Raw genomic sequence first — 19,931 nt, forward strand, 5'->3', positions numbered from 1 at the left:
CATCAAAGTATACCGAATTGGTACACTGTAGCTGTGGAGGTGACGAACTATGATGATCAGTCCAGAAGGGTATTATGAAGTCAGCCTGAAAGGAAAATCAAAGGCAGAAATTCTGAAAGAAATCAGATCACTGAAAAGGGAAATCAACCAGTTAAAACGGTATATGGAGGAGCATTCTCTTGAACCGGAAGAGATGTTTCCGACCAGGCTCACCCGTCTGAAATGTAATCGTGAATATCTTGTTCGTGCGATTCAGGCATATGTAGGAGCTGGCGGTATTTATAAACCGACGAAGGCAGAACAGAAGGATCAGGCATTCAATGAGTCTCTACGGGATATGAAAAGATTTGTATTTGATTACGGCGGATACTTCGGCGGTTATGAGAAGAGAACCTATACAGTAACAGGTGAGAAGGTTCTGTTCGACCTGGAGCATTCTCTGTATTTGAAGCCTTCAAATCTTCCGATCTATGAACCGTTTACAAAGGACGAATTCATTGAAGGAATTGCAGCGCTTCATATCGGTGAATGGAAAAGAAGCTATGTCGATCCTATGATTTTGGACGGTACTCAGTGGAGTGTTGATATCGAGTATGAGGGAGACCACAAATCTGTTCATATCGATGGAAGCAATGCATTTCCATACAATTTCGATGATCTGTTGGAATTCCTGGGAGTGAATGAGGAAGGTGATGAAGATGAAGTATAAGGACACAGGCTTTCGAGCGTTTTATCGTCATTTTATAGCGGTTCCTATGAAGGAAAATCTTAAGGTGGCACTGAAGGACTTTCCTGGAGCGGAAGATGCAAATTGTATTCTGACATATGGGTATATTGATCGAGAGGCCGGTCTGACACTTGAGATCTTGGCTGCAGGAAAAGAGACGAAGAAGGGCTTCAGCTTTGCTGAGGGAAATGACACTGTCAGCTCAAAAATACGTATCGGAAATGTTGCTGATGATGAGGTCGCATTCTTTGATGACGAAGATGGCAACCTTGCGGCAAGGTACACCGGTAAGCTTGAAATGCTTCACGGTTATGATGCACCGGAAGAGGTTGAGAAGACCCGAAGCATGACATTTCTTGATGCCAGCAGGGATGAAAGCTGTATTGATGATGTACTTGTCTATCTGGTGAAAGACGGATTGAAACCGGAAGGCTGCTGGGTAAGAATCAGCGGACTCGGCGATCATTGGATCATGGGAACTCTATTAAATGAACCAGATCAGAACTTCGGTTACCACAACGGTGAAAAGATAGCTTTCTTCGTTCAGGAGACAGAAGACAAAAAAGTGATCTGTTATTCTGATATGAATCCGAGCCAAAAGATCACAGCGGCTGATCTGGAAGATGGCAGTCTGCTGGAAGCTGCCGTGACAGCATTTAACAATGAACGGACAGAACCTCACTTGATCGATATTCTCGAGCTCCTTCGTGACAGCTATGTTTGGATTCCCTGTAATGCCGTTCTGAACGAGGAAGATCAGAAATACTGGGATGATATAGCTCGAAAACTGACAGATAATCCGGACGCAGATCCTACGGAACTGATCGGTACAGAATACAGGTCGAAAGGGGAAACAAGGATGATACCTGATATCCTGCAGAATGGTGATGCATACTTCTTTCCGGTGTTCTCTACAGTTGAAGCAATGGGAGAATACGGTGAGCACTTCTCTAAAGTTCAGCGGCATATGTTGCAGGCTATTACTCTTGCGAAAAACAATGAGAAGGAGCTGGCTGGAATTGTCTTGAATGCATTCACAGAACCATTCGTTTTGGATGCGAAGATCTGGGATGTCGTAGAGAACATGAAGTCTCGAATCGAAGAATAAGATATAATCCTGTACTGGGGAGATAGAGCAAGCCTCTGTCTTCCCATTTTTTAAGTGGCATCGCCGCGCAGCTCATCGCCGGTCCCACCAGTGATGTTCAAAGGGTTTGGGGCACTTCCCCAACGAGCACGCGGAGGCGTTTGTCTGGACACAGACACTGCTCGCACAGTTACTATTGGCTTGATTTGGCCTACCTTTTCTCGTCTTTGATCATTTCTAGCCAAAAACAGGAAAAAACAAGATTGGAAAGATGAAAAAATAGTCACGATCTCGACAAAACAGATGAAATCTCGACGAATATATGGTATAGTATGTTACAAGTGGTTTTGTATCCATTATTGGGACTCATAATGAGAGGTATATGTTATGGCAGTTTCTTACAAGAAGTTGTTCAAATTATTGATTGATCGCGACATGAAGAAGAAAGATTTCAAGGAAATTACCGGCATCAGCCAGGGGACTTTGAATAAGCTTCAGAACGGCGGCAACGTCATGGTAGATGTACTTGAGAAGATCTGCCTGAACATGGATTGCAACGTTGAAGACATTATGGAGATCTATCCTGATCCGGTTGACAGTACCAAAAAACGTACAGCTAGATCAGTATAATAAAAATGGGGTTTTGGCATATTTGATATTTGCCTTTATTAATAACTCTTTTCTAAGTAATTATTATTTGGAAAAGAGTCCATATTGATGCTTATGCGAAATTAGATTATCAGGAGGGATTTTGAATATGGCTAAGATGATAGATCAGAAGCCTACTTTACATGGTGAGGCAAAACTATGGTCATGTTTAGAATCATATTTACCAAATGATACGATTGTTTACCACAACCGCGAAGTAAATGGAAGAGAATTTGACTTTTGTTTGTTGATGGAAAACTATGGTGTCTTGGTTATAGAGGTGAAAGGTTGGCTGAGCGATAAAATCTGTGTCAACGGAATCGATGAGATAGTTGTTGAAGGCTATGACAAGCCTCAGCGTTCACCTAAAAAGCAGTCAAGAGCTTATCGTTTTGCACTCCTCAACAAGATAGTTGAGAAGCATAATGTGAGTCCTTTGGTATTTGATATGGTCTGCTATCCATTTATTTCGGAGGCTGAGTATAAGAGCAAACGATTAGATATCGTTTCCGAAGAAAAATTTACGATTTTTAAAGAAGACTTAGATAATCAGGAACAACTCTTAAAGAAAATTTTTGATGCATATAATGCTTCAAAGAATATTCCGCATGCAGAATTAACAAGAGAATTAGTGCTTAAACTTCGTCGAGATTGGGAAGTTAATCTTGAAGAAGATAAACAGCCGATTTATCAGAAGAGTGTATACTCCATACTCTCTACTCACTTAGACTCGATTGATGAAAATGATATTGAGAGCATTATCAATGAGTATTTTGCTGGGGTGAAAAGAATTCTCTTTATTAAAGAGTCTGATTCATACAAGAACCTTGTTGCAGCTTTTAACCAGGCCTTTAAAAAGAAAAATATAGACCCACAAGGGAACTCGTTAGAGCTTGGATACCATGATGGCTTAAGGAGTAGTGATCATTTTGCAAGAGCTTTTAATCTAGAGCTTTATTATGTCCCTAAATTAGATGAAATCTGTCTTAAACCAATTTCGATCATTGAAGGAGAGTGTGGTGCTGATGATAAGCAGATGCTTTTAAAGTTGGCTTCAATGACTTCTTTCAATGCTCAGCAGTATTCTGTTGAACATGCCTCAACCTCAGAAAACGTCCTTGTTGAAGCGGGTGCAGGAACAGGTAAGACTTTTTCGATGGTTTCCAGGGTTGCTTATCTTTGCAACAAGAAAATTGAGTCGATCTCAAATCTTGAAGAAGAAATTGCGCTAGTCACATTCACCAACGATGCTGCCAACAATATGAAGGTTCGGCTAAAGCAAATGTTTGTGAACTATTTCATCCTTACTGGAGATCCGCGTTACTTAAAGTTCATAGAAGATACGGATCGGGCACATATTTCCACCATACATAGTTTTGCTCTAGATATTATAAGGAAATCATCTTTATACACAGGACTTGGTACTAAGTTCAGAATAGCCTCAAATGAATATCTTCGCGGCAAGATTTATGATTTGTATCTCAGTCAATTTCTTGCTGAAATGGAAGAAGAGAATAAGAATTTTGCAAATGAAATTCCGGTTCCAGTATATGACTTAAAGAAAAAGATAATTGGAATTGCAGATAAACTGCTAAACAAAAGCATCAATTTGAATGAAATTAGGCCTTCTGAGATGGGGGTTCCGGTAGAAAACTCTCTGCCATATTTTAATCAGATAATTGAAAAAGTAATTGTTCCTTCAGAAAAAGAGTATATGGATTCCGTTCATCTGAATAATGATATTGACTTGAAGGAGTGCATTATTCTTCTTAATGAGATCCTGAAAAATCGGGATGGAAAGCTAGAGGATCTGAAGATTCGTTACCTATTCATTGACGAGTTTCAGGATACCGATGACGTTCAGATTCGTGTTTTTCAGAAGCTTCAAAAAGCAATGAATTCTGAGTGCAGGCTGTTTGTTGTAGGAGATTTAAAACAAAGTATTTATCGGTTCCGCGGAGCTCGTTTAAGTGCATTTAAACAGTTACAAGATGATTGTCTATATGATTGGCAAGTGTTTCATTTGAATATTAATTATCGTACGGATGGAAGACTTCTCGAATTATATGATGATGTTTTTCAAGGGATGGGGGCCCAAGACTATCTACCATATTCTTCAGAAGACCAATTAACAAGCAATGTCAATACAGATATTGATGATAACGAATTATTTGTGATGATTCCTTGCCATGGAAAAGAGGAAGACGCTTTATTTGATGCGTTTATAGGAATTCTACTGAAGCAAGAGTCTTTACTTAGACAGCAACTTAAACAGAAAAAGCTAAGCAGAGCTGAAAGAACGATCGCTGTATTGGTGCGTAGTAACTGGCAGGTTGAGAAACTTGTTGAAGCTGGCCGCAAAAAGGGCATTAGGATAGATACTCGTTCTGGAGGAGCTCTCTTCCAGCTTGAGTCAACGCAGGATCTTTACAAGTTGGTACTCGCACTTTGCAATAACGATTCTTCAATTCACTTAGTGAATTTTATAGAGTCAAACTATGTGAATCTATCGTTGGATTATCAGTATTATCGAAGTGCTGAAAGCGAAATAATCAAAACAGATTTAACCCGGATTTTAGATGAATTCTTTTCTGTGAGAATGGGCAAATCATGGCAGCAAATTGTTGATGAGGCATATACTCAACCGGTTTTGTATGTGCTTAAGCAGTTATATGATGCTCTTGAGCCGTGGAAGCACTACAGTAGGAATCCAGATGGGCAAAGATATTACATGGCTAATTATGAATACTTACTAGAACGCATTATTAAATACTCACGCATTGACTCACTGGCTTTAAACCAAATAGCAGAGTATTTAAAGATTAATATCCTGACGCGTCAACAACAGCTTGCTAGAGAAATAAGTGTTGATGATGAGGATATTCAGTTCTTGTGCACTACTATTCATGGTTCGAAAGGCCTTGAGTATGGGACAGTTATTCTGCCTTATACAGATGATGATATAAGTGATATCAAAAAAGTAAAACTTGATGCTAATTATTCAGAATCAAAGTTGTCCTACACAGTGACATTTGAAAATAAAGTCAGAGAAAGGAATTCTTACTATGATGAGATGCTCGAAGTTAAAGAGCAGATAGCGGAAGAATCAAGAATATTATATGTGGCTCTAACGAGAGCGATAAGAAATTGCGTGTGGATTAATAATCTTGATAGCAACACAAGAATCAGTTGGAAGACACTGCTGGAGGGTTGATATGTCATTAGCCATATATACGTATAAAGATCCATACAGACTGGAATCGGAACCATACTGGAATGAAATAAAGACATGTCCATACTTTTGTGTATCTCAAACTCTGGTAAATGGTTTGAAATATGTCTATAAAAGTGACTTCCAGCAGGGACGTGTTACAACGGTTCAAAATCTAATTGAAGCGTTGTATGAATATTGGACAAGTACAGCTTGTGCAGTTAAGCAGCATACAGATATAGACAACATTATTACGCACAATATATCCACTTTGCTCAACGGTAGCTTACAACAAAACATGGCCAGCGCTTTCCTTTTCAATCGTGAAGAGGTTTTCGAAAGCCTCAGGATTATGTTTGAGTTGAACATAAACTTGCAGGACGTGGTAGAGGAAAAGCTGACTCCTGAGCAGAAATTTATCGTTGAAATATATAGAATAATTAGCAATTCAGGCGTAATTGCCGATTTTACTATTGATGAAAAACATAGTATTGAGGAAATAGATAAGTCGATCTCTTCGGCGATGGCAAAAGCGGCAGAATACGCTGGCAATGAAATTGACTTAAGTATAATTCAAAATGATCGGATTGTAATACATGGGGTACATCAATTCTCTCCCATTATGTTAAGAGCAATTGAAAAGATTGCAGAAAACAAAAAAGTTATCCTTTTATTCAACTATCAGCCGCAATACAAAAATGCCTATCAAACATGGATAGACATATACTCAACTTTTGATTGCCCTATAGTTGAATTTGACGGAGCAGAATTTCACCCCAACATGGAGTATCCAGCAAGCTTTCAAGGGAATCTGCTGGCAGATAATCTTGGAAAACTTATAAATGGGGATATTGACAGTCTGAATTTCGGTAACTCTTTTGAGATCACTGAATTTGATAATACTACTGAGTTTGCAAATTATGTTGCAGATATATTTGCCAGGGCTGAAAAAACAGATCCTACAAATCCGATGGGAAATATGAGCGAGCAAATATATGCAGCTGATAGTTCGGCAAATAATATATTGAAAATATACTTCCCTGAACAGTTCGGAGAAAGGCAATTCTTAAACTATCCACTCGGACACTTCTTTATTGCGGTTGCCAACATGTGGGATTCTGCAAAGAACGAACTGGTAATTACAGATATTAATGATATTAAAGAATGTTTAGATGCGGGCATTCTGAAAGAAAATCATTTGGGTCAATTGCCATCCATTTTTGAAAGCGTCGCTGCATTGTTCGAAGGCTGTACCTCGATAGATGAGATGACTGGCAGAATAAGAAGGGTTCGAAAAAACAAAAAGCACCTAACTGATCCTACGAAGAAGGAATATGTAAGCCATATTTCTTACTATACCGTAACAAATGATGATCTGGAATTATTGGAATCTGCGCTTCAAGATCTAGACGAACTATCGGCATATTTCTATGAGGATTTTGAAAAACGGCCACACAACTTTAAAGAGTTTTATAAGAAGCTGAAACGTTACCTGCAGGATGACGTATTAATTGGTCGAGATTTAGGTGAAGAATTCTCAGACATTATTAGGCGCGTATTGGCCAGATTAGAAGAAGTCGAAAGTATTGATGCATCAGCTTCCTTTGAGTGCCTAAAGGCGACTATGTCGATTTACCTTGTCCAGGAAACAAAACCTGGAAAGAGCGCGAACTGGATAGTCAGAAATTTTGAGCAAATCGATGGCGATATAATTCGAAGTTTAGCTGAGAATAAAAACACTGTATACCACTTTGCGTGCCTTACAGATGAAGATATTGATTCTGTTAATAGATCTAACTTCCCTTGGCCGTTAGATGGGGATTTCTTTGAGGTCGCTCAAGAACCTGTTGATTGGAAATACCAGGCATTTGTCAGGTCAAGAAAAGAGTATAAGAACTTTAAACGGTATGCTCTATTATATGGGTTAGAATTTAATCGAGCAAAGTTTAAACTAAGCTATGTTAAACGTGATGGAGATAAAGAGCGAGAACCATATTATCTTCTAAAAATGTTAGGTGTAAAACGAGTAAAGCATGAAGATAAAAAAACAGGGAAGTATTTAGAAAGTTTACCTGAAATTAGTGTTAGCTTGAAAAGCCTCGGAAAATTTGATGAATATGATTATTATCGCTTTAAGATCTGTAAATATCGGTTTTTACTTGAGTCATTAATTGAGAATACGACAGTATATAGAGATGATTTCTTGTTGCTGAAGTATTTGGAAGTTCTACTTGAAAATCAGGTTAAAGAAGAACTTCAAGGTGTTCCGATAAGCGAGACGATTCTAATTGAAAAGTTGAATGAAGCTTTTGATGAATTAAAGCGGTATTTCCCATATGTACAGAATGTTAATAGAATGGATGCCATAAGTAATATTCGAAGCCGAATAATAAATGGCAAACAGAAGAGCTTTCCTATCCTCAAAAATGAGGAGCGGAAGTATATGATGATTAGGGAACTATTTATACACAAGCAGCTTTCAGACCCAAGAACTTTTAGGAAGAACATTTTAGCAGATAAATTTCCGGATGTTTCAGAAGAAAAACTAAAAGAGGTTTTCTCGGAGGATTCATTGAAGAAAAATAGATATTCGAAAGAACCAGATCTTTGGTGTCAGTATTGTGCAAACCGCGAATATTGTGCGGCATATTATGCTGAGACAAATTAAAGAGGGGTAATTATGCTTGGCGAAAAAATGTATGTTAGATGTCCGGCAGATATAGAGAGCGCAACGGACCCTAGAGTCTTTGTGTGTGGGCAAGTGGTGAGAACAGATGAGTTTAAAAGAACGGTAACGGTGAAAGTCCATGATCCGTTTAACTATCGTATGTTCTTTTCAGACCTTCCCAAAGGAGTAATAGAATTTCCGGAGGATTCAGTTGTCCGTTGCAGTTTGTTTGTGGGGACTGATGTAGTATATGCGGGCAGAGTCTGTCAGATAACAGCCGAAAAGAAGGGCGATGACGGATACTATTACTATTATGTGCAGGATATTCAAAGCAAAGAAGTTTTTCGCGTATCAGAGAAGGAAATCATTGCCTCACTGACAAATGGTAAAGTTGATCCCTCTGTTCAACTTAAGAAGTATGAGCTTCAAAACCCGTGTTGGTTTTTGGGTCATGCGGTTGTTTCAAGAAGTATGAATATTCTTGATAATTCCATTTACGGGTTTAAGGAGTTGGCAGGCTCAAAGATTTATTTACTTACGCATCAGATCAACACAATCATGCGATGCCTACAAGAATCTCCTTGCAGATACATGCTGGCTGATGAGGTGGGTATGGGTAAGACCATAGAAGCTGTCTCCGTAATGAAGATTTTCATGCAGAGTCGCGCCAATCAAAATGCGCTAATTATTGTTCCGGAAACCTTAAAAGAGCAGTGGAAATCAGAGTTGTTATTAAAATTCAATATTCCGTTGGGAAGCGGAAAAAACAATAATAGCATAATTGTTAAGAGCATCTCTGAATTATCTAACACAGATTGCAAAGCTAGTTGGGATTTTGTGATTGTAGATGAAGTGCATCGCTATCTTCAGATTAAGGATTATTACAGGTTTCTACACAGTATAAGTTCAAATGCAAAGAACATCTTATTATTAAGCGCAACGCCTGTCCAACAAAGAAAAGAAGAATATCTGGATTTGTTAAGACTGTTACAGCCAGAAAAATATGACGGTTATAGTATCGATAGATTTGGTGATTTGATTGAAAAGCAGGGGCGGATTATCCAAAAAACAGCTTTGGTTTTAGATGACCTAAGTGATTTTGAGGAAGAATACCAAAATGTATTGGCTGATAATAAGGATCCGCATGGTTCAGAGGATTGTGAAGAGTTATTTGATGAAATCCATGACGATTTGGAAGATATCTGTGATAGCTTAAATGATCCAAAGTTAGAACAACTACTCGAAGAGATTAAATATGAAGATCCTGATTTAGGGATTTACAAAACTAAAGTCCTGATTTCTTATATCTGCAGTAATTATCAAATCGAGAATAGCATTATTAGAAACAGGAGAAAAATACTAGAGAATAGTGATAGCGGTGAAAGGCTTCTTCCAACGCGAGAATTGACGTCTGTTAAATATGAGCTGAATGAAGAAAAAAATACATATGAATCTTATTGTTATCAGTTATTAACAGACTGGCTAAACAGAAACGGCCAGCAAGTAGATATAGATACAGTTGTTCGTCCGCTTATGGGAGCTTTCTTTAGCTCGCCATGGGCTTTTAATGCTGTTTTGAAAAGGCTTGTCAAGAAGACGAAAATAGAAGATTTAAGGATACAAACTAATGCTGAGAATTGGGAGCAGTTTGAAGATGAAATATTAGGCAATATCTCTGATATTTTAGATGATCCAGACAAATTTGAAGATTATTATTCGACGCGAATAATGTCAGTGATCAACCTTCTTTATGAAGAACTATACGAGGAAAAAATTGTACTTTTCACAAATTATGCAGAGACCTTTAGTGCTTATCGGAATGTTTTAAAGAAGGTTTTTGGCGAAGAAGAATTAAGCTTTTTCGGTGCGGATATGTCCGCTGCAGAAATAGAGCTGAATGCTTTTCGATTCCAAAACGAAAAAGCATGTAGAATTATGCTTTGTGATTATACCGGAGGTGAAGGCCGCAACTTCCAATGTGCTGATTATATAGTGCATATAGATTTACCCTGGGATGCAAATATTATCGAACAACGAATCGGCCGTTTGGACCGTTTGGAAAGAGATATGTCTCGCCCTGTGGTTAATTCCGTTGTCGTACATACTGAAGGAACCTTTGAGGAGGCACTATTTAGCTTTTGGAATGAAGGCCTAAAGATTTTCAACCAGTCATTAAGCGGTATGGAGATAATCATGAAAGATATTAATCAGGAGATTATCTCTGCCGTAAAGAACGATTTTAAGTTTGGGCTATTTGATAGAATCCCAACAATAATAAAACTTGCGGATGATATGAGAGAAACGGTTCGCAAAGAACAAAACTATGATGCTGCGAGTTTTATATTTCGTCCAATGTACGCAGAGCTTAAACGCTTGACGGACTACTATGCGCAAAATGAAAATGAACTTTTTGCTGATACAATGACAAACTGGGCAAGTCTCGCAGGTTTTAGAGGGTTCAGTAATAAAGCCGGAGTATTAACATATACTGCTGCATCATTCTCACCTAAGTCAGCAATAAATTCTCAGCTGATTCCGCCCAGATGGAATGACTATTTAAGTAGTGAGCAAAACAAATTCCTAAACGGAGTGCAGGAAGCATACAACAAGAGTAAATCCATTAAAAATCAAGATCGATCAATTAAAGGTACTTTTATTCGGAAGGTGGCAATTGAAAATGATTATCTTCATTTCTTCGCTCCAGGTGATGAGATCTTTGATTGCATAGTTAATAATGCAATGCATTCCTGTAAAGGATGTTCGAGTGCATTTGTAACTCCTGCGGGAATAAACTGGAGAGGTTTGATTTTTACATGGTCCTTAATGCCAGACGAATCATATCTTTTAGACAAAGGAGTATCTATTTATGCTCTAAGCCCATATAGAAGCTATTTGATGTCAGAACAGGTGATTATTCCTATAAGCATTGATAATAAGGGGTCACACAGTGATTCTAGTATCATCCGCGAATATCTACAAATAATCAATTCCGGATTTAAAAAGGAACGAACCATCCATTTGGGAAAACGCAGTAGAGAAGCGAGGTATTTGAAAGAAATAATAACAGGAACAAACATTGATTGGTTCAAAAAGCAATACCAAGAAGAAAATTGGATTGAGTTAATTGAATCATCAAGAAAAGCTGCATATGAAAAAGCTTTTGAACAGTTTAAGCACCGGTCTAATATTCGAGGCGCTAAAGAAGAGATGGAAAGAACTCTCTCAGCTCGGGTTGCAAACGGTGAGTTTTATGGAATTGACAATGAGCAGATTGACGAGTTGAAAAGGGAACAAGAGATTATCCTTGAGGCAATTAGACGCCCCAGGATAAGCCTTGATTCTGCCGCATTTGTTTGGATGGTGAAAGTAAGCAATGGATGAGAATACTCTTGTAAAACAAGTCGAAGAATATCTCAATAAAAGAAGAGAAGATCTTGTGGTTGATGTTGATATCGATTATTCATCACAAGATAGATTTAAGATGCGAACAATCAAGCGGTTAAAATACATTTTTGATTTGTATGAAAAGCATCATAAATTCTATAACGATTTTCTGATTGCTTTAAGAGATTATCTTTTGATATTTAAGACAAGCATTCGTCTTGATGAGATTATTATTTCTCCTGATAATGCATTTTCGATTAACAAAGATGAATATTCTGGAAAGTACTTTGCTAGCTATCAGCTTCCCACATATGTAAATGAGACCTTTGTTAAGCAAGTTTATCTGGAAGGGTATCATGCTTCGCGACTGATTGACAAAGGGTATGATTTGTTGACAGACCCTCTTGTTTATTCAATAACCGGGTTTTCAAAGTTTAAAACAATGAACCAGAAATTGGCTGTTTATGGTGCTTTGAATACACCTGATGGATATACGACACTGGTTTCTCTACCTACAGGCGGGGGGAAAAGCTTAATAACTCAAACTTTGGCATATCAAAGTACTGGGCTAACAGTCGCAATCGTTCCGACTGTTTCATTGGCGCTGGATCAGGTTCGCGTAGCAAAAGAAATCATTCACACCCAGAATGCTGATGAAGAGATTTTTCATTATAGCAGTGGTGTAGATGCCTCACCGATTATTAATGCAATAAAGAATAAGACAGCCAGGCTACTATTCATTTCTCCGGAAGCACTTATAAAGAATCAAAGATTCTCCGATGCCATAAAGACTGCTAATCAGCAGCGATATTTGAAGAACATTATCATTGATGAGGCTCATATTGTAGTCGATTGGGGCGCATCGTTTCGTGTTGACTATCAATGCTTAGAATCATGGCGCAGGAAACTTATGATGACTAATCCTGGGCTCAGAACACTTCTCTTATCTGCAACATATGAACGTCGCTGTATAGATATTTTGAAGGATTTCTTCGCTACCGATGATAAATGGATAGAGATCCGCTGTGATGCGCTTCGACATGAACCGCGTTATATGTTGATAAAAGCAAAGTCTTTCACTGATAAGAAAAGAAAAATGATTGAACTGGTTGAGAAACTACCTCATCCAATGATCATTTATGTAACCAGACCTTCTGATGCTGAGGAGATTAAAACGTATCTTTCGGAAAATGGAATTAACAATACGAGGACATTTACGGGTTTAACCTCATCTGCGAAACGTGAACAATTAATTGATGAATGGGTCGATGATCAGTTTGAAATAATGATTGCAACTTCCGCATTTGGTGTCGGGGTGGATAAAAGTGACGTTAGAACTGTACTCCATATGTATATTCCTCAGAATCCAAATGCCTATTATCAAGAGTTGGGACGTGGAGGTAGAGATAAACTACCATGTTTAAGTGTCATGTGCATTTGTCCGGAAGATACAACTATTACATTTAATAGGATCAACAAAAAAGTTCTGACAACGGAAAAAATAATAGGCCGATGGGATAGCATGTATAATAGTCCTCTTTCGATCCGCGTTGGTAATTATACAAACATAAATACATCAATTAAACCTAAATACAATGTTGTTGATGAATTTGATGATGCGCCGGTTTCTGATACAGATATGAACTGGAACATTTATGTTCTGCTTCTTTTAAGAAGATATAACATGATCAGCATTATGGAAGTATTACCACAAAACGATAATTACATATTTGTGGTAAGCATAAATGACGATTTACTTAGAACGAATGATAATGCACTGCAACAGAAAATTGAATCTATTCGTACTCAAGAATGGGATTACTATAATGAGGCATTTAAACAAATTAAAAAGGCCATCTTGCAAAGCGGGAAGTCTTGCTGGTCGGAAATGTTCTATGAAACATACGATAAAGTATCAGAATACTGCGCTGGCTGTGATGCACACAACGAGGCAATTGAAGGAGATTTTTATGAATTCTCATTAAAAAGACCAGTTACACAACCTGTGAAGCAGCTTGCGATGGATCAGCTGGCATTATTTGGGCCGGCTTATGAAATGGTAGTATATGCGGATGAAAAGCAAAGAATGTTTTTGATAGAAGAGCTTCAGAAGAAGAGATTATCTGTTCTAATTACAGAATCGGATCTAAAGCTGAACGAGGGGGCTTCTGCCAGCCATTCGGGAAACAGTTTGTTGGTAATAGATTGCAGTGAATTAAGGGATCTTATGTCGAAGTCGTGCTACTATTACGTCTCAGGTTTAGTCGCAATTGTATATAGCGGCGAGGAGGGAGATGTCTATAATCAATTAAAAATGGTGAGACAGTATCTTTCTAATAAATCATTCATTCGCTTGATTCACATTATTAAAGAAAACGTATACTTCGAATCACTAAATAAGGCTTTCACAGATTTAATTGATGGACCTGTAATGCCTATAAATGTAATATGCTCGAAAGAAGGTGGTCAGTATGTTTAATGATCGGATGGCAACACCTGCAATACCTGAAAGGGTATTTACACTTTGCAAAATTGTCGAAAAGAGGCCGATTTCTAGTTCCAATTTAAAGGAGAGAATGGAGCCGGAATTCCTGCACAATAGTTCTTCATATTACGCGGATTATAGAAATGCAGCTGAAGAATTAAGACTTATCTCAATTTCTGACAATATGATTTCGCTTGCGGTTAATCCGGAAGTAATAAAGTCGATTGAAAGCATGCGGAAATATATCAATGGACAGCTTGAGCAATTTAAAAACGGACAGTTTTATCAAGTTACCTCAGCTTATTATAGTTTGGGTAATCAAGTCCTTAATGGTGAGAAAAATGTTGCTGCGATGGCGCCACAGATGAGTCAGTTGATAGGAAGGCCAGTAGATGCTATGGCAATGCGCGCCTGGAGGTTCTGGGTGTCTTTTTTGGGATTTGGCTATCTTCAAGACATGTTTCTAATACCTAATGCAGATGTATTTCTAAAGGATTTAATTGATAATGCGGGCTTTGAGAAGAAAAAACGTTATTCTTTCGGAGAGTTTATCGAGCGCTTACGTCCTTATTGCAACATTGTGATTGATACGAATCCATCGAATCGAAAGATTAACTATGGCATATCCAATGGACTTCGTGCTCTTCATGATTCCGGTTGCATCAAATTAGAGCACATATTGGATCAAGAAGATATATGGAATTTATATCCGTTAAAAGCTCATGCGATTACAGGAACTGTTACAAACATTACCATTAGTAAATAGGAGGCACCTTTATGGATATAAATATTGCTAGAGATCGGATTTCATATGTTGTGAAACCCGACTCGATTACTGCTTCACAAGGTGATTTCCTTGCTACGCATGTCGCTATCAATAGATTGCATCTTCTTAATAAGTTTGACATCCTTCCGTCAGGTGGGAAAAACTATTCCGAAGAAGAAGTGTTTGATCAATATGTACTTAATCCGAATAATCAGCATCAGTTTATTGCTGTTTATGGCCAGAGCGGTACAGGAAAGTCTCATTTGATTCGATGGTTTGAAGCAAAGTTCGAACAAGTAAAGCCTGATAATGAAGTTGTTTTGTTTATTCGTAGAAGCGACAATACATTAAAAGGAACAATTCGACAGCTGTTAGAGAAACCAGAAGTCAAAGGAATTGCAAATAGAGAAATCTATGAGCGGTTAGTTAAGGCATCTGTCTTTGTGGATGAGAACAAACTCAAAGACATGATTTATCATAATTTCATAATTGAGTTGCACAATGACGATGACAGTCATCCAATTAAGATTACAAATGTCAAACGGAAGAGATTAGAAGCGTTCTTGAACAATGAAGTCGTTCATGATCATTTAATGTCAGAGAAAGGTCCGATTGAACGGATGTATTCAAAGATCGCTGAACATACACTTGTTGACCGTGATACGATTGCTCAATTCCTTCCGGAAGACTTTTATGTTTCTGCAGATTTATTTGAGGATATTCATCGAGCTGGTGCTGATCCTAAAGCTGAAAAAATGGCAAGAGAACTTATGGCTGACGAAAGTGGTGCAGAGTCTGCTAGTGTACTTGCCTCATATTTGAACCAATTTGTGAATGATGTTATTCAGCGGTGTGCAGGAATTGAGCCAGGCGATTTTAGGCAAATATTCCAAGATATCAGGAAAGAATTGTATCGCCTTGAGAAGAACTTGACGCTGTTTATAGAAGACGTTACATCGTTTACAGGTGTTGATGATGCTCTTTTGGATGCGTTAATTGTTGAGCATACAGGAATGAATGCAGCAGATAATCTTTGTCGTATCTCTTCAATCGTAGGCACAACGAGCAACTATCTGCAGAATAACTTCCGTGATAATCACAAAGATAGAATTACACAGTACGTATATATCCCCAGTGATGTTTTTGACGACAACGAATTATTTGAGTTTGTTGGCAGATATGTAAATACAATGTCATTAACAGAAGATGTTGTTAATACGTGGCTAAATAATCATGCTAATCCTGCAGACTATCCTGTACATGAAGTGAAACAGGGATCCAAATGGGAATATGTATCAATCGGATTTGGGAAAAAACTGTGTTTGTACCCATTCACAAAGAATAGCATCAAGTATTTATATAACTATGGGCTGACAAAAGGACATCAAACACCTCGATATATCATTCGAGATATAATTGAACCTGTTGTAAACGACATAATCAATAATTCTGAAAATTTCCCAAGTGTGAAGTATAACTTGGTAAACGTGAATACCACTTTAAGTTATGGTATTCATAACCAGATAAAGGATGATGCTTTAGCGGATCGTTTACTTAGGATTCTTTGCATATGGGGGAATGGGCAACCAGAACAATACACCAAAAAAGATATCACGTATGTTTCTGGTGTCCCAGAATCAATTCTTACAGAATTAGGGCTTCCAACTCTCAAATTTAGTGAAGTAAAGGAGCCTGATCCAAATCAAGAAGAAAATAATTCGGGAGACGAGCAGGATAATCCGGACGTCACAACGGGTGTATCTACTGTTCCTGTAGCAGTTCAAGAAAGGGTCAGCAAGGCCAATGCTATTTTAACTGAGTGGAGTAATGGAAAAGAAATTGATTACTCCGCTACAGGAGGTGTTACGGGACTCATAAGAAAAGCTGTTTTGGAGGATATGTGCTCATTCTTATTCTCGACTATTAATTGGCAAGTTGAAGGGATTTCTGATGACAATATAAACAAAGTGAAATCTTCCAAAAAACTACTCTGTCTGGAAAGACAAACCAAAGGATCAGGCTTTTATCAAATGCCTGCTTCTTGGGAATCAATGAATGTTATAACTGCTTTTATTAGATGGAGAGAATTTGGAAATCAGAGTTGGAATTATCCGGATTCAGATCTCGATGCTTTTTTGGTGACATCGTGGGCGTCAAAAATTAAAGATAGTGTTGTTAAAGCAGTAAGCGATAGAGTTGAAGAATCAAAAACACCATATATTGAAGCTGCTATTGCTGCAGAGATGTATAGACTGATTCTCTGTGGAGAGTTTAGAGAGCATAGCCTAAAAAACTTGTCTACAAAGTATTTGTTTGAATCAACCACAAGTACTAAGACTAACAATTGCCATAGCAAGGAATGGAATGGACTGGTTTCACTTATTACCAGGAATGGAGCGGATACAAGGAATAAAGAAACAATCAGGCAGTATTTCAACATCACTCAAGGTTCCGGTTCAACAGTTGTTGTCTTAGATGAGCCAGAATTGTCAAAGATGGTCAGAAGAGTGAAAACTAACAGGCTTGAAGTAGCTGAAGAAACCATGCAGCTACAAGATCCTGTAAAGCTTCGTCGTGATGTTTTCAATTATTTAAAGGATATATCTGACCGGATTAAAGATGTTTCAAGATCAGAAGTCGATAAGGCGAGAGATGTGATCCAGATAATATATGATCACTTTGATAGCGATGAAATAGAAGAAGACGATATTCTTGAACTTGTTGATACGGCAAAGAGTTTTTATGGAGAAATAAACTCAACCCAGATAAACATTGCAGTTGCGTCAACAGATGCAGTAAAAAAAGGTGTCAAGCAAATTGCGAAAGCCATTAATGATGTCGGGCTAATATTGCCTGAAGATGATGTGCTGAATATCCTGATGACATTCGCAGGGGATCCGATTTCGACAATGCAACCTCTTATTGATCTTCTTAAGACACTAGATGGGGATGTCAAGAAGTTGGATCAGCGTATTGCAGTAAGAAAAAGTGCACTTGGTGTTGTTGGCGAAAATTTAGGGACTGATAATCAATATAGTTCAGAATCAGAAACTATTGAGTCAGATCTGAGTATAGTTGCCAGTTTGCGGTGAGGTGAACCATGATAGTTGATTTATTGAATCGAAAGATCAAAGAGATGAAGGAGCTTCGCCGCTTAGAATCGATAAAAGCGAACAAGGCTCAGCAAGAAGCAACAGATCTAAAATATCAGGCGTTTGTAAAAGAAATGCATCAAGCAATTGATGCCATATACTATGCAGATAAAGAGCTTGGCTTTATTGTCAGCACAGGCACTAAAATACAAATAAATGGTATGCTGGCAGCAACGCAAGAAGTGACTAAGTCGGGTTTTGCAGACAAAGAGCTTTTGGCTTCTGCACAGACAGCTTTAAAAAATGTGCAGAATGCCATAAAGAAAGAGTGGAGTTCACATTTCACGCATATCACTTCTACGACAACCAGTACATTAAAAGCTATTAATGCAATCGACACAGAAAAAGTAGGCAAATGTTTATCTAATATAAAATCTGCTGAAATATGGGGAGATGATAAAGATAGATTAAGTAATTTAAAAGATGCATTAAGTGAAGCAAAGACTTTGATTCAGAGCCTCAATCTAGATGATGGTATCATATCATTCTTAACAAAAATGAATACAGGACAAGCAACTATCGATGATTTGAATGAAGTAGTACTTGAATGGATAAGACAGGAAGGTTTGGAATCGCGTATTAGACTTAAATTTTCGTAATATGAGTTGTTAGAGTTAACACCCGCTTCCCGCTACAATAGGATTCGGTTGACTTTCAGACAAGAACAAGATATACTTAAGTAGCACATACTTAAGTATATCTTGTTTTTCGTTTATGGAGATAGATAATGGACTTTGTATATAACTTCCCAGTAGTGAAGGGATCACAAGCAACAAGAGAATATTACATAGCAATGGTTCCGCTGAAAATGTTGCCAAGGCTCTTTCCGCCAGAAGAAGAATACGTTTCTCCAGAATATAGAGCCCAACGAAAGATTAATGAGTCAAGAATACCAATTATTACAAAGTATATACTTGATAATCGTGACTCCTATGTCTTTTCCGCCCTTGCGTCCTCAATTGACGGTGCTTTTAGATATATTCCATTGTCTGAAGACTCTAGTATCGGTGTTCTTGAAATTTCAATGGATGCTAAATTTTTGATTAATGATGGACAGCATAGGAAGGCAGCCATTATAGAGGCGTTAAAAGAGGATGCTTCATTAGGTGACGAAACGATATCAATAGTCTTTTATGCGGATAAAGGTTTAGAGCGTAGTCAACAAATATTTACTGATTTAAACAAGAATGCAGTAAAAACCTCCAATTCTATTTCAGAGCTTTATGATTCTAGGGATCAAGTTGCTGTGATTACAAGGAATGTCATAAAAAGAATAGACTTTCTTAATACATACACGGATAAAGAAAAAGACATTCTAGGAAAGTTCTCCTCTAGTTTATTTACTCTGAATACTTTTTATTCAGCCAATAAGACAATTTTAGGAAATAGAGCTAACGATAATGCAGAAGCATTTCTTTTTGAATTCTGGTCTTCAGTTACCAAGCATATGGTTCCATGGGCTGATTTAGTGAATAAAGAAGTAACAAAGAAGGATTTACGAGAAAAGTATATTGCTACTCAAGGTATAGTAATACAAGCCCTTGGAAGAGTAGGTGCGTATTTTTATCAACATCAAGATATTAATATACAAAAGTCTTTGAAAGAGCTGGAAACCATTAATTGGAGCAGAGATGCGAATAATTGGTACATGAGAGCGATCAATCAAAATGGAAGAATTATCTCAAATAAGAGAGCTGCAACTTTAATTGGAAATGTGATTAAAAAGGCTATAAACCTTCCGTTAACTACAGATGAGGCTTTCGCAGAGGATCAGCTACAGAAAATGATAAAACTCTAGGAGAT

11 protein-coding genes are annotated in these 19,931 nt (G+C 37.8%); all 11 read left to right on the forward strand.

What is annotated here, in order from left to right; genetic code table 11:
- Positions 1–49 precede the first annotated feature (49 nt).
- Positions 50–709 carry a hypothetical protein gene (locus HNQ43_RS09065; RefSeq protein ID WP_221247945.1) on the forward strand — a complete coding sequence of 220 codons (660 nt, stop codon included), beginning with the start codon at positions 50–52 and terminating at the stop codon, positions 707–709.
- Complete coding sequence (locus HNQ43_RS00230; protein WP_183373700.1) at positions 693–1,835, forward strand: SseB family protein; 1,143 nt, start codon at positions 693–695, stop codon at positions 1,833–1,835. Before HNQ43_RS09065 ends, HNQ43_RS00230 begins: the two co-directional genes overlap by 17 nt.
- Before the next feature lie 366 nt (positions 1,836–2,201).
- A complete protein-coding gene (locus HNQ43_RS00235; protein WP_183373702.1) occupies positions 2,202–2,444 on the forward strand; it encodes a helix-turn-helix domain-containing protein in 243 nt (80 codons plus the stop codon).
- Positions 2,445–2,571: 127 nt separating this feature from the next.
- Positions 2,572–5,676: a UvrD-helicase domain-containing protein gene (locus HNQ43_RS00240; protein WP_183373704.1), complete on the forward strand. Its 3,105-nt coding sequence runs from the start codon at positions 2,572–2,574 to the stop codon at positions 5,674–5,676.
- 1 nt (position 5,677) lies between these two features.
- Entirely contained in the window at positions 5,678–8,341 is a 2,664-nt protein-coding gene (locus HNQ43_RS00245) for a hypothetical protein (RefSeq protein ID WP_183373706.1), read from the forward strand.
- Positions 8,342–8,353: 12 nt separating this feature from the next.
- The gene (locus tag HNQ43_RS00250; RefSeq protein WP_183373708.1) at positions 8,354–11,722 is read left to right on the forward strand and encodes an SNF2-related protein; all 3,369 of its coding nucleotides are present in this window, start codon (positions 8,354–8,356) and stop codon (positions 11,720–11,722) included.
- A complete protein-coding gene (locus tag HNQ43_RS00255) occupies positions 11,715–14,204 on the forward strand; it encodes a DEAD/DEAH box helicase (protein ID WP_183373710.1) in 2,490 nt (829 codons plus the stop codon). Before HNQ43_RS00250 ends, HNQ43_RS00255 begins: the two co-directional genes overlap by 8 nt.
- A complete protein-coding gene (locus HNQ43_RS00260) occupies positions 14,197–14,976 on the forward strand; it encodes a hypothetical protein (RefSeq protein WP_183373712.1) in 780 nt (259 codons plus the stop codon). Before HNQ43_RS00255 ends, HNQ43_RS00260 begins: the two co-directional genes overlap by 8 nt.
- Positions 14,977–14,987: 11 nt before the next feature.
- Positions 14,988–18,068, forward strand: a complete 3,081-nt coding sequence (locus HNQ43_RS00265; protein ID WP_183373713.1) for an AAA family ATPase — start codon at positions 14,988–14,990, stop codon at positions 18,066–18,068.
- A gap of 8 nt (positions 18,069–18,076) precedes the next feature.
- Positions 18,077–18,727, forward strand: a complete 651-nt coding sequence (locus HNQ43_RS00270; protein WP_183373714.1) for a hypothetical protein — start codon at positions 18,077–18,079, stop codon at positions 18,725–18,727.
- Between the two features lie 128 nt (positions 18,728–18,855).
- The gene (gene dndB, locus HNQ43_RS00275) at positions 18,856–19,926 is read left to right on the forward strand and encodes a DNA sulfur modification protein DndB (protein ID WP_183373715.1); all 1,071 of its coding nucleotides are present in this window, start codon (positions 18,856–18,858) and stop codon (positions 19,924–19,926) included.
- Positions 19,927–19,931: the final 5 nt, after the last annotated feature.

Source organism: Faecalicoccus acidiformans (assembly GCF_014202635.1).
Lineage (GTDB): Bacteria > Bacillota_I > Bacilli_A > Erysipelotrichales > Erysipelotrichaceae > Faecalicoccus > Faecalicoccus acidiformans.

What these genes read in the sequence shown, in the direction of transcription:
- HNQ43_RS00255 (WP_183373710.1), top strand. Translation starts at nt 11,715, where the DNA reads ATGGATGAGAATACTCTTGTAAAACAAGTCGAAGAATATCTCAATAAA.
- HNQ43_RS00230 (WP_183373700.1), top strand. Translation starts at nt 693, where the DNA reads ATGAAGATGAAGTATAAGGACACAGGCTTTCGAGCGTTTTATCGTCAT.
- HNQ43_RS00265 (WP_183373713.1), top strand. Translation starts at nt 14,988, where the DNA reads ATGGATATAAATATTGCTAGAGATCGGATTTCATATGTTGTGAAACCC.
- HNQ43_RS00245 (WP_183373706.1), top strand. Translation starts at nt 5,678, where the DNA reads ATGTCATTAGCCATATATACGTATAAAGATCCATACAGACTGGAATCG.
- HNQ43_RS00250 (WP_183373708.1), top strand. Translation starts at nt 8,354, where the DNA reads ATGCTTGGCGAAAAAATGTATGTTAGATGTCCGGCAGATATAGAGAGC.
- HNQ43_RS00240 (WP_183373704.1), top strand. Translation starts at nt 2,572, where the DNA reads ATGGCTAAGATGATAGATCAGAAGCCTACTTTACATGGTGAGGCAAAA.
- dndB (WP_183373715.1), top strand. Translation starts at nt 18,856, where the DNA reads ATGGACTTTGTATATAACTTCCCAGTAGTGAAGGGATCACAAGCAACA.
- HNQ43_RS00235 (WP_183373702.1), top strand. Translation starts at nt 2,202, where the DNA reads ATGGCAGTTTCTTACAAGAAGTTGTTCAAATTATTGATTGATCGCGAC.
- HNQ43_RS00260 (WP_183373712.1), top strand. Translation starts at nt 14,197, where the DNA reads ATGTTTAATGATCGGATGGCAACACCTGCAATACCTGAAAGGGTATTT.
- HNQ43_RS09065 (WP_221247945.1), top strand. Translation starts at nt 50, where the DNA reads ATGATGATCAGTCCAGAAGGGTATTATGAAGTCAGCCTGAAAGGAAAA.
- HNQ43_RS00270 (WP_183373714.1), top strand. Translation starts at nt 18,077, where the DNA reads ATGATAGTTGATTTATTGAATCGAAAGATCAAAGAGATGAAGGAGCTT.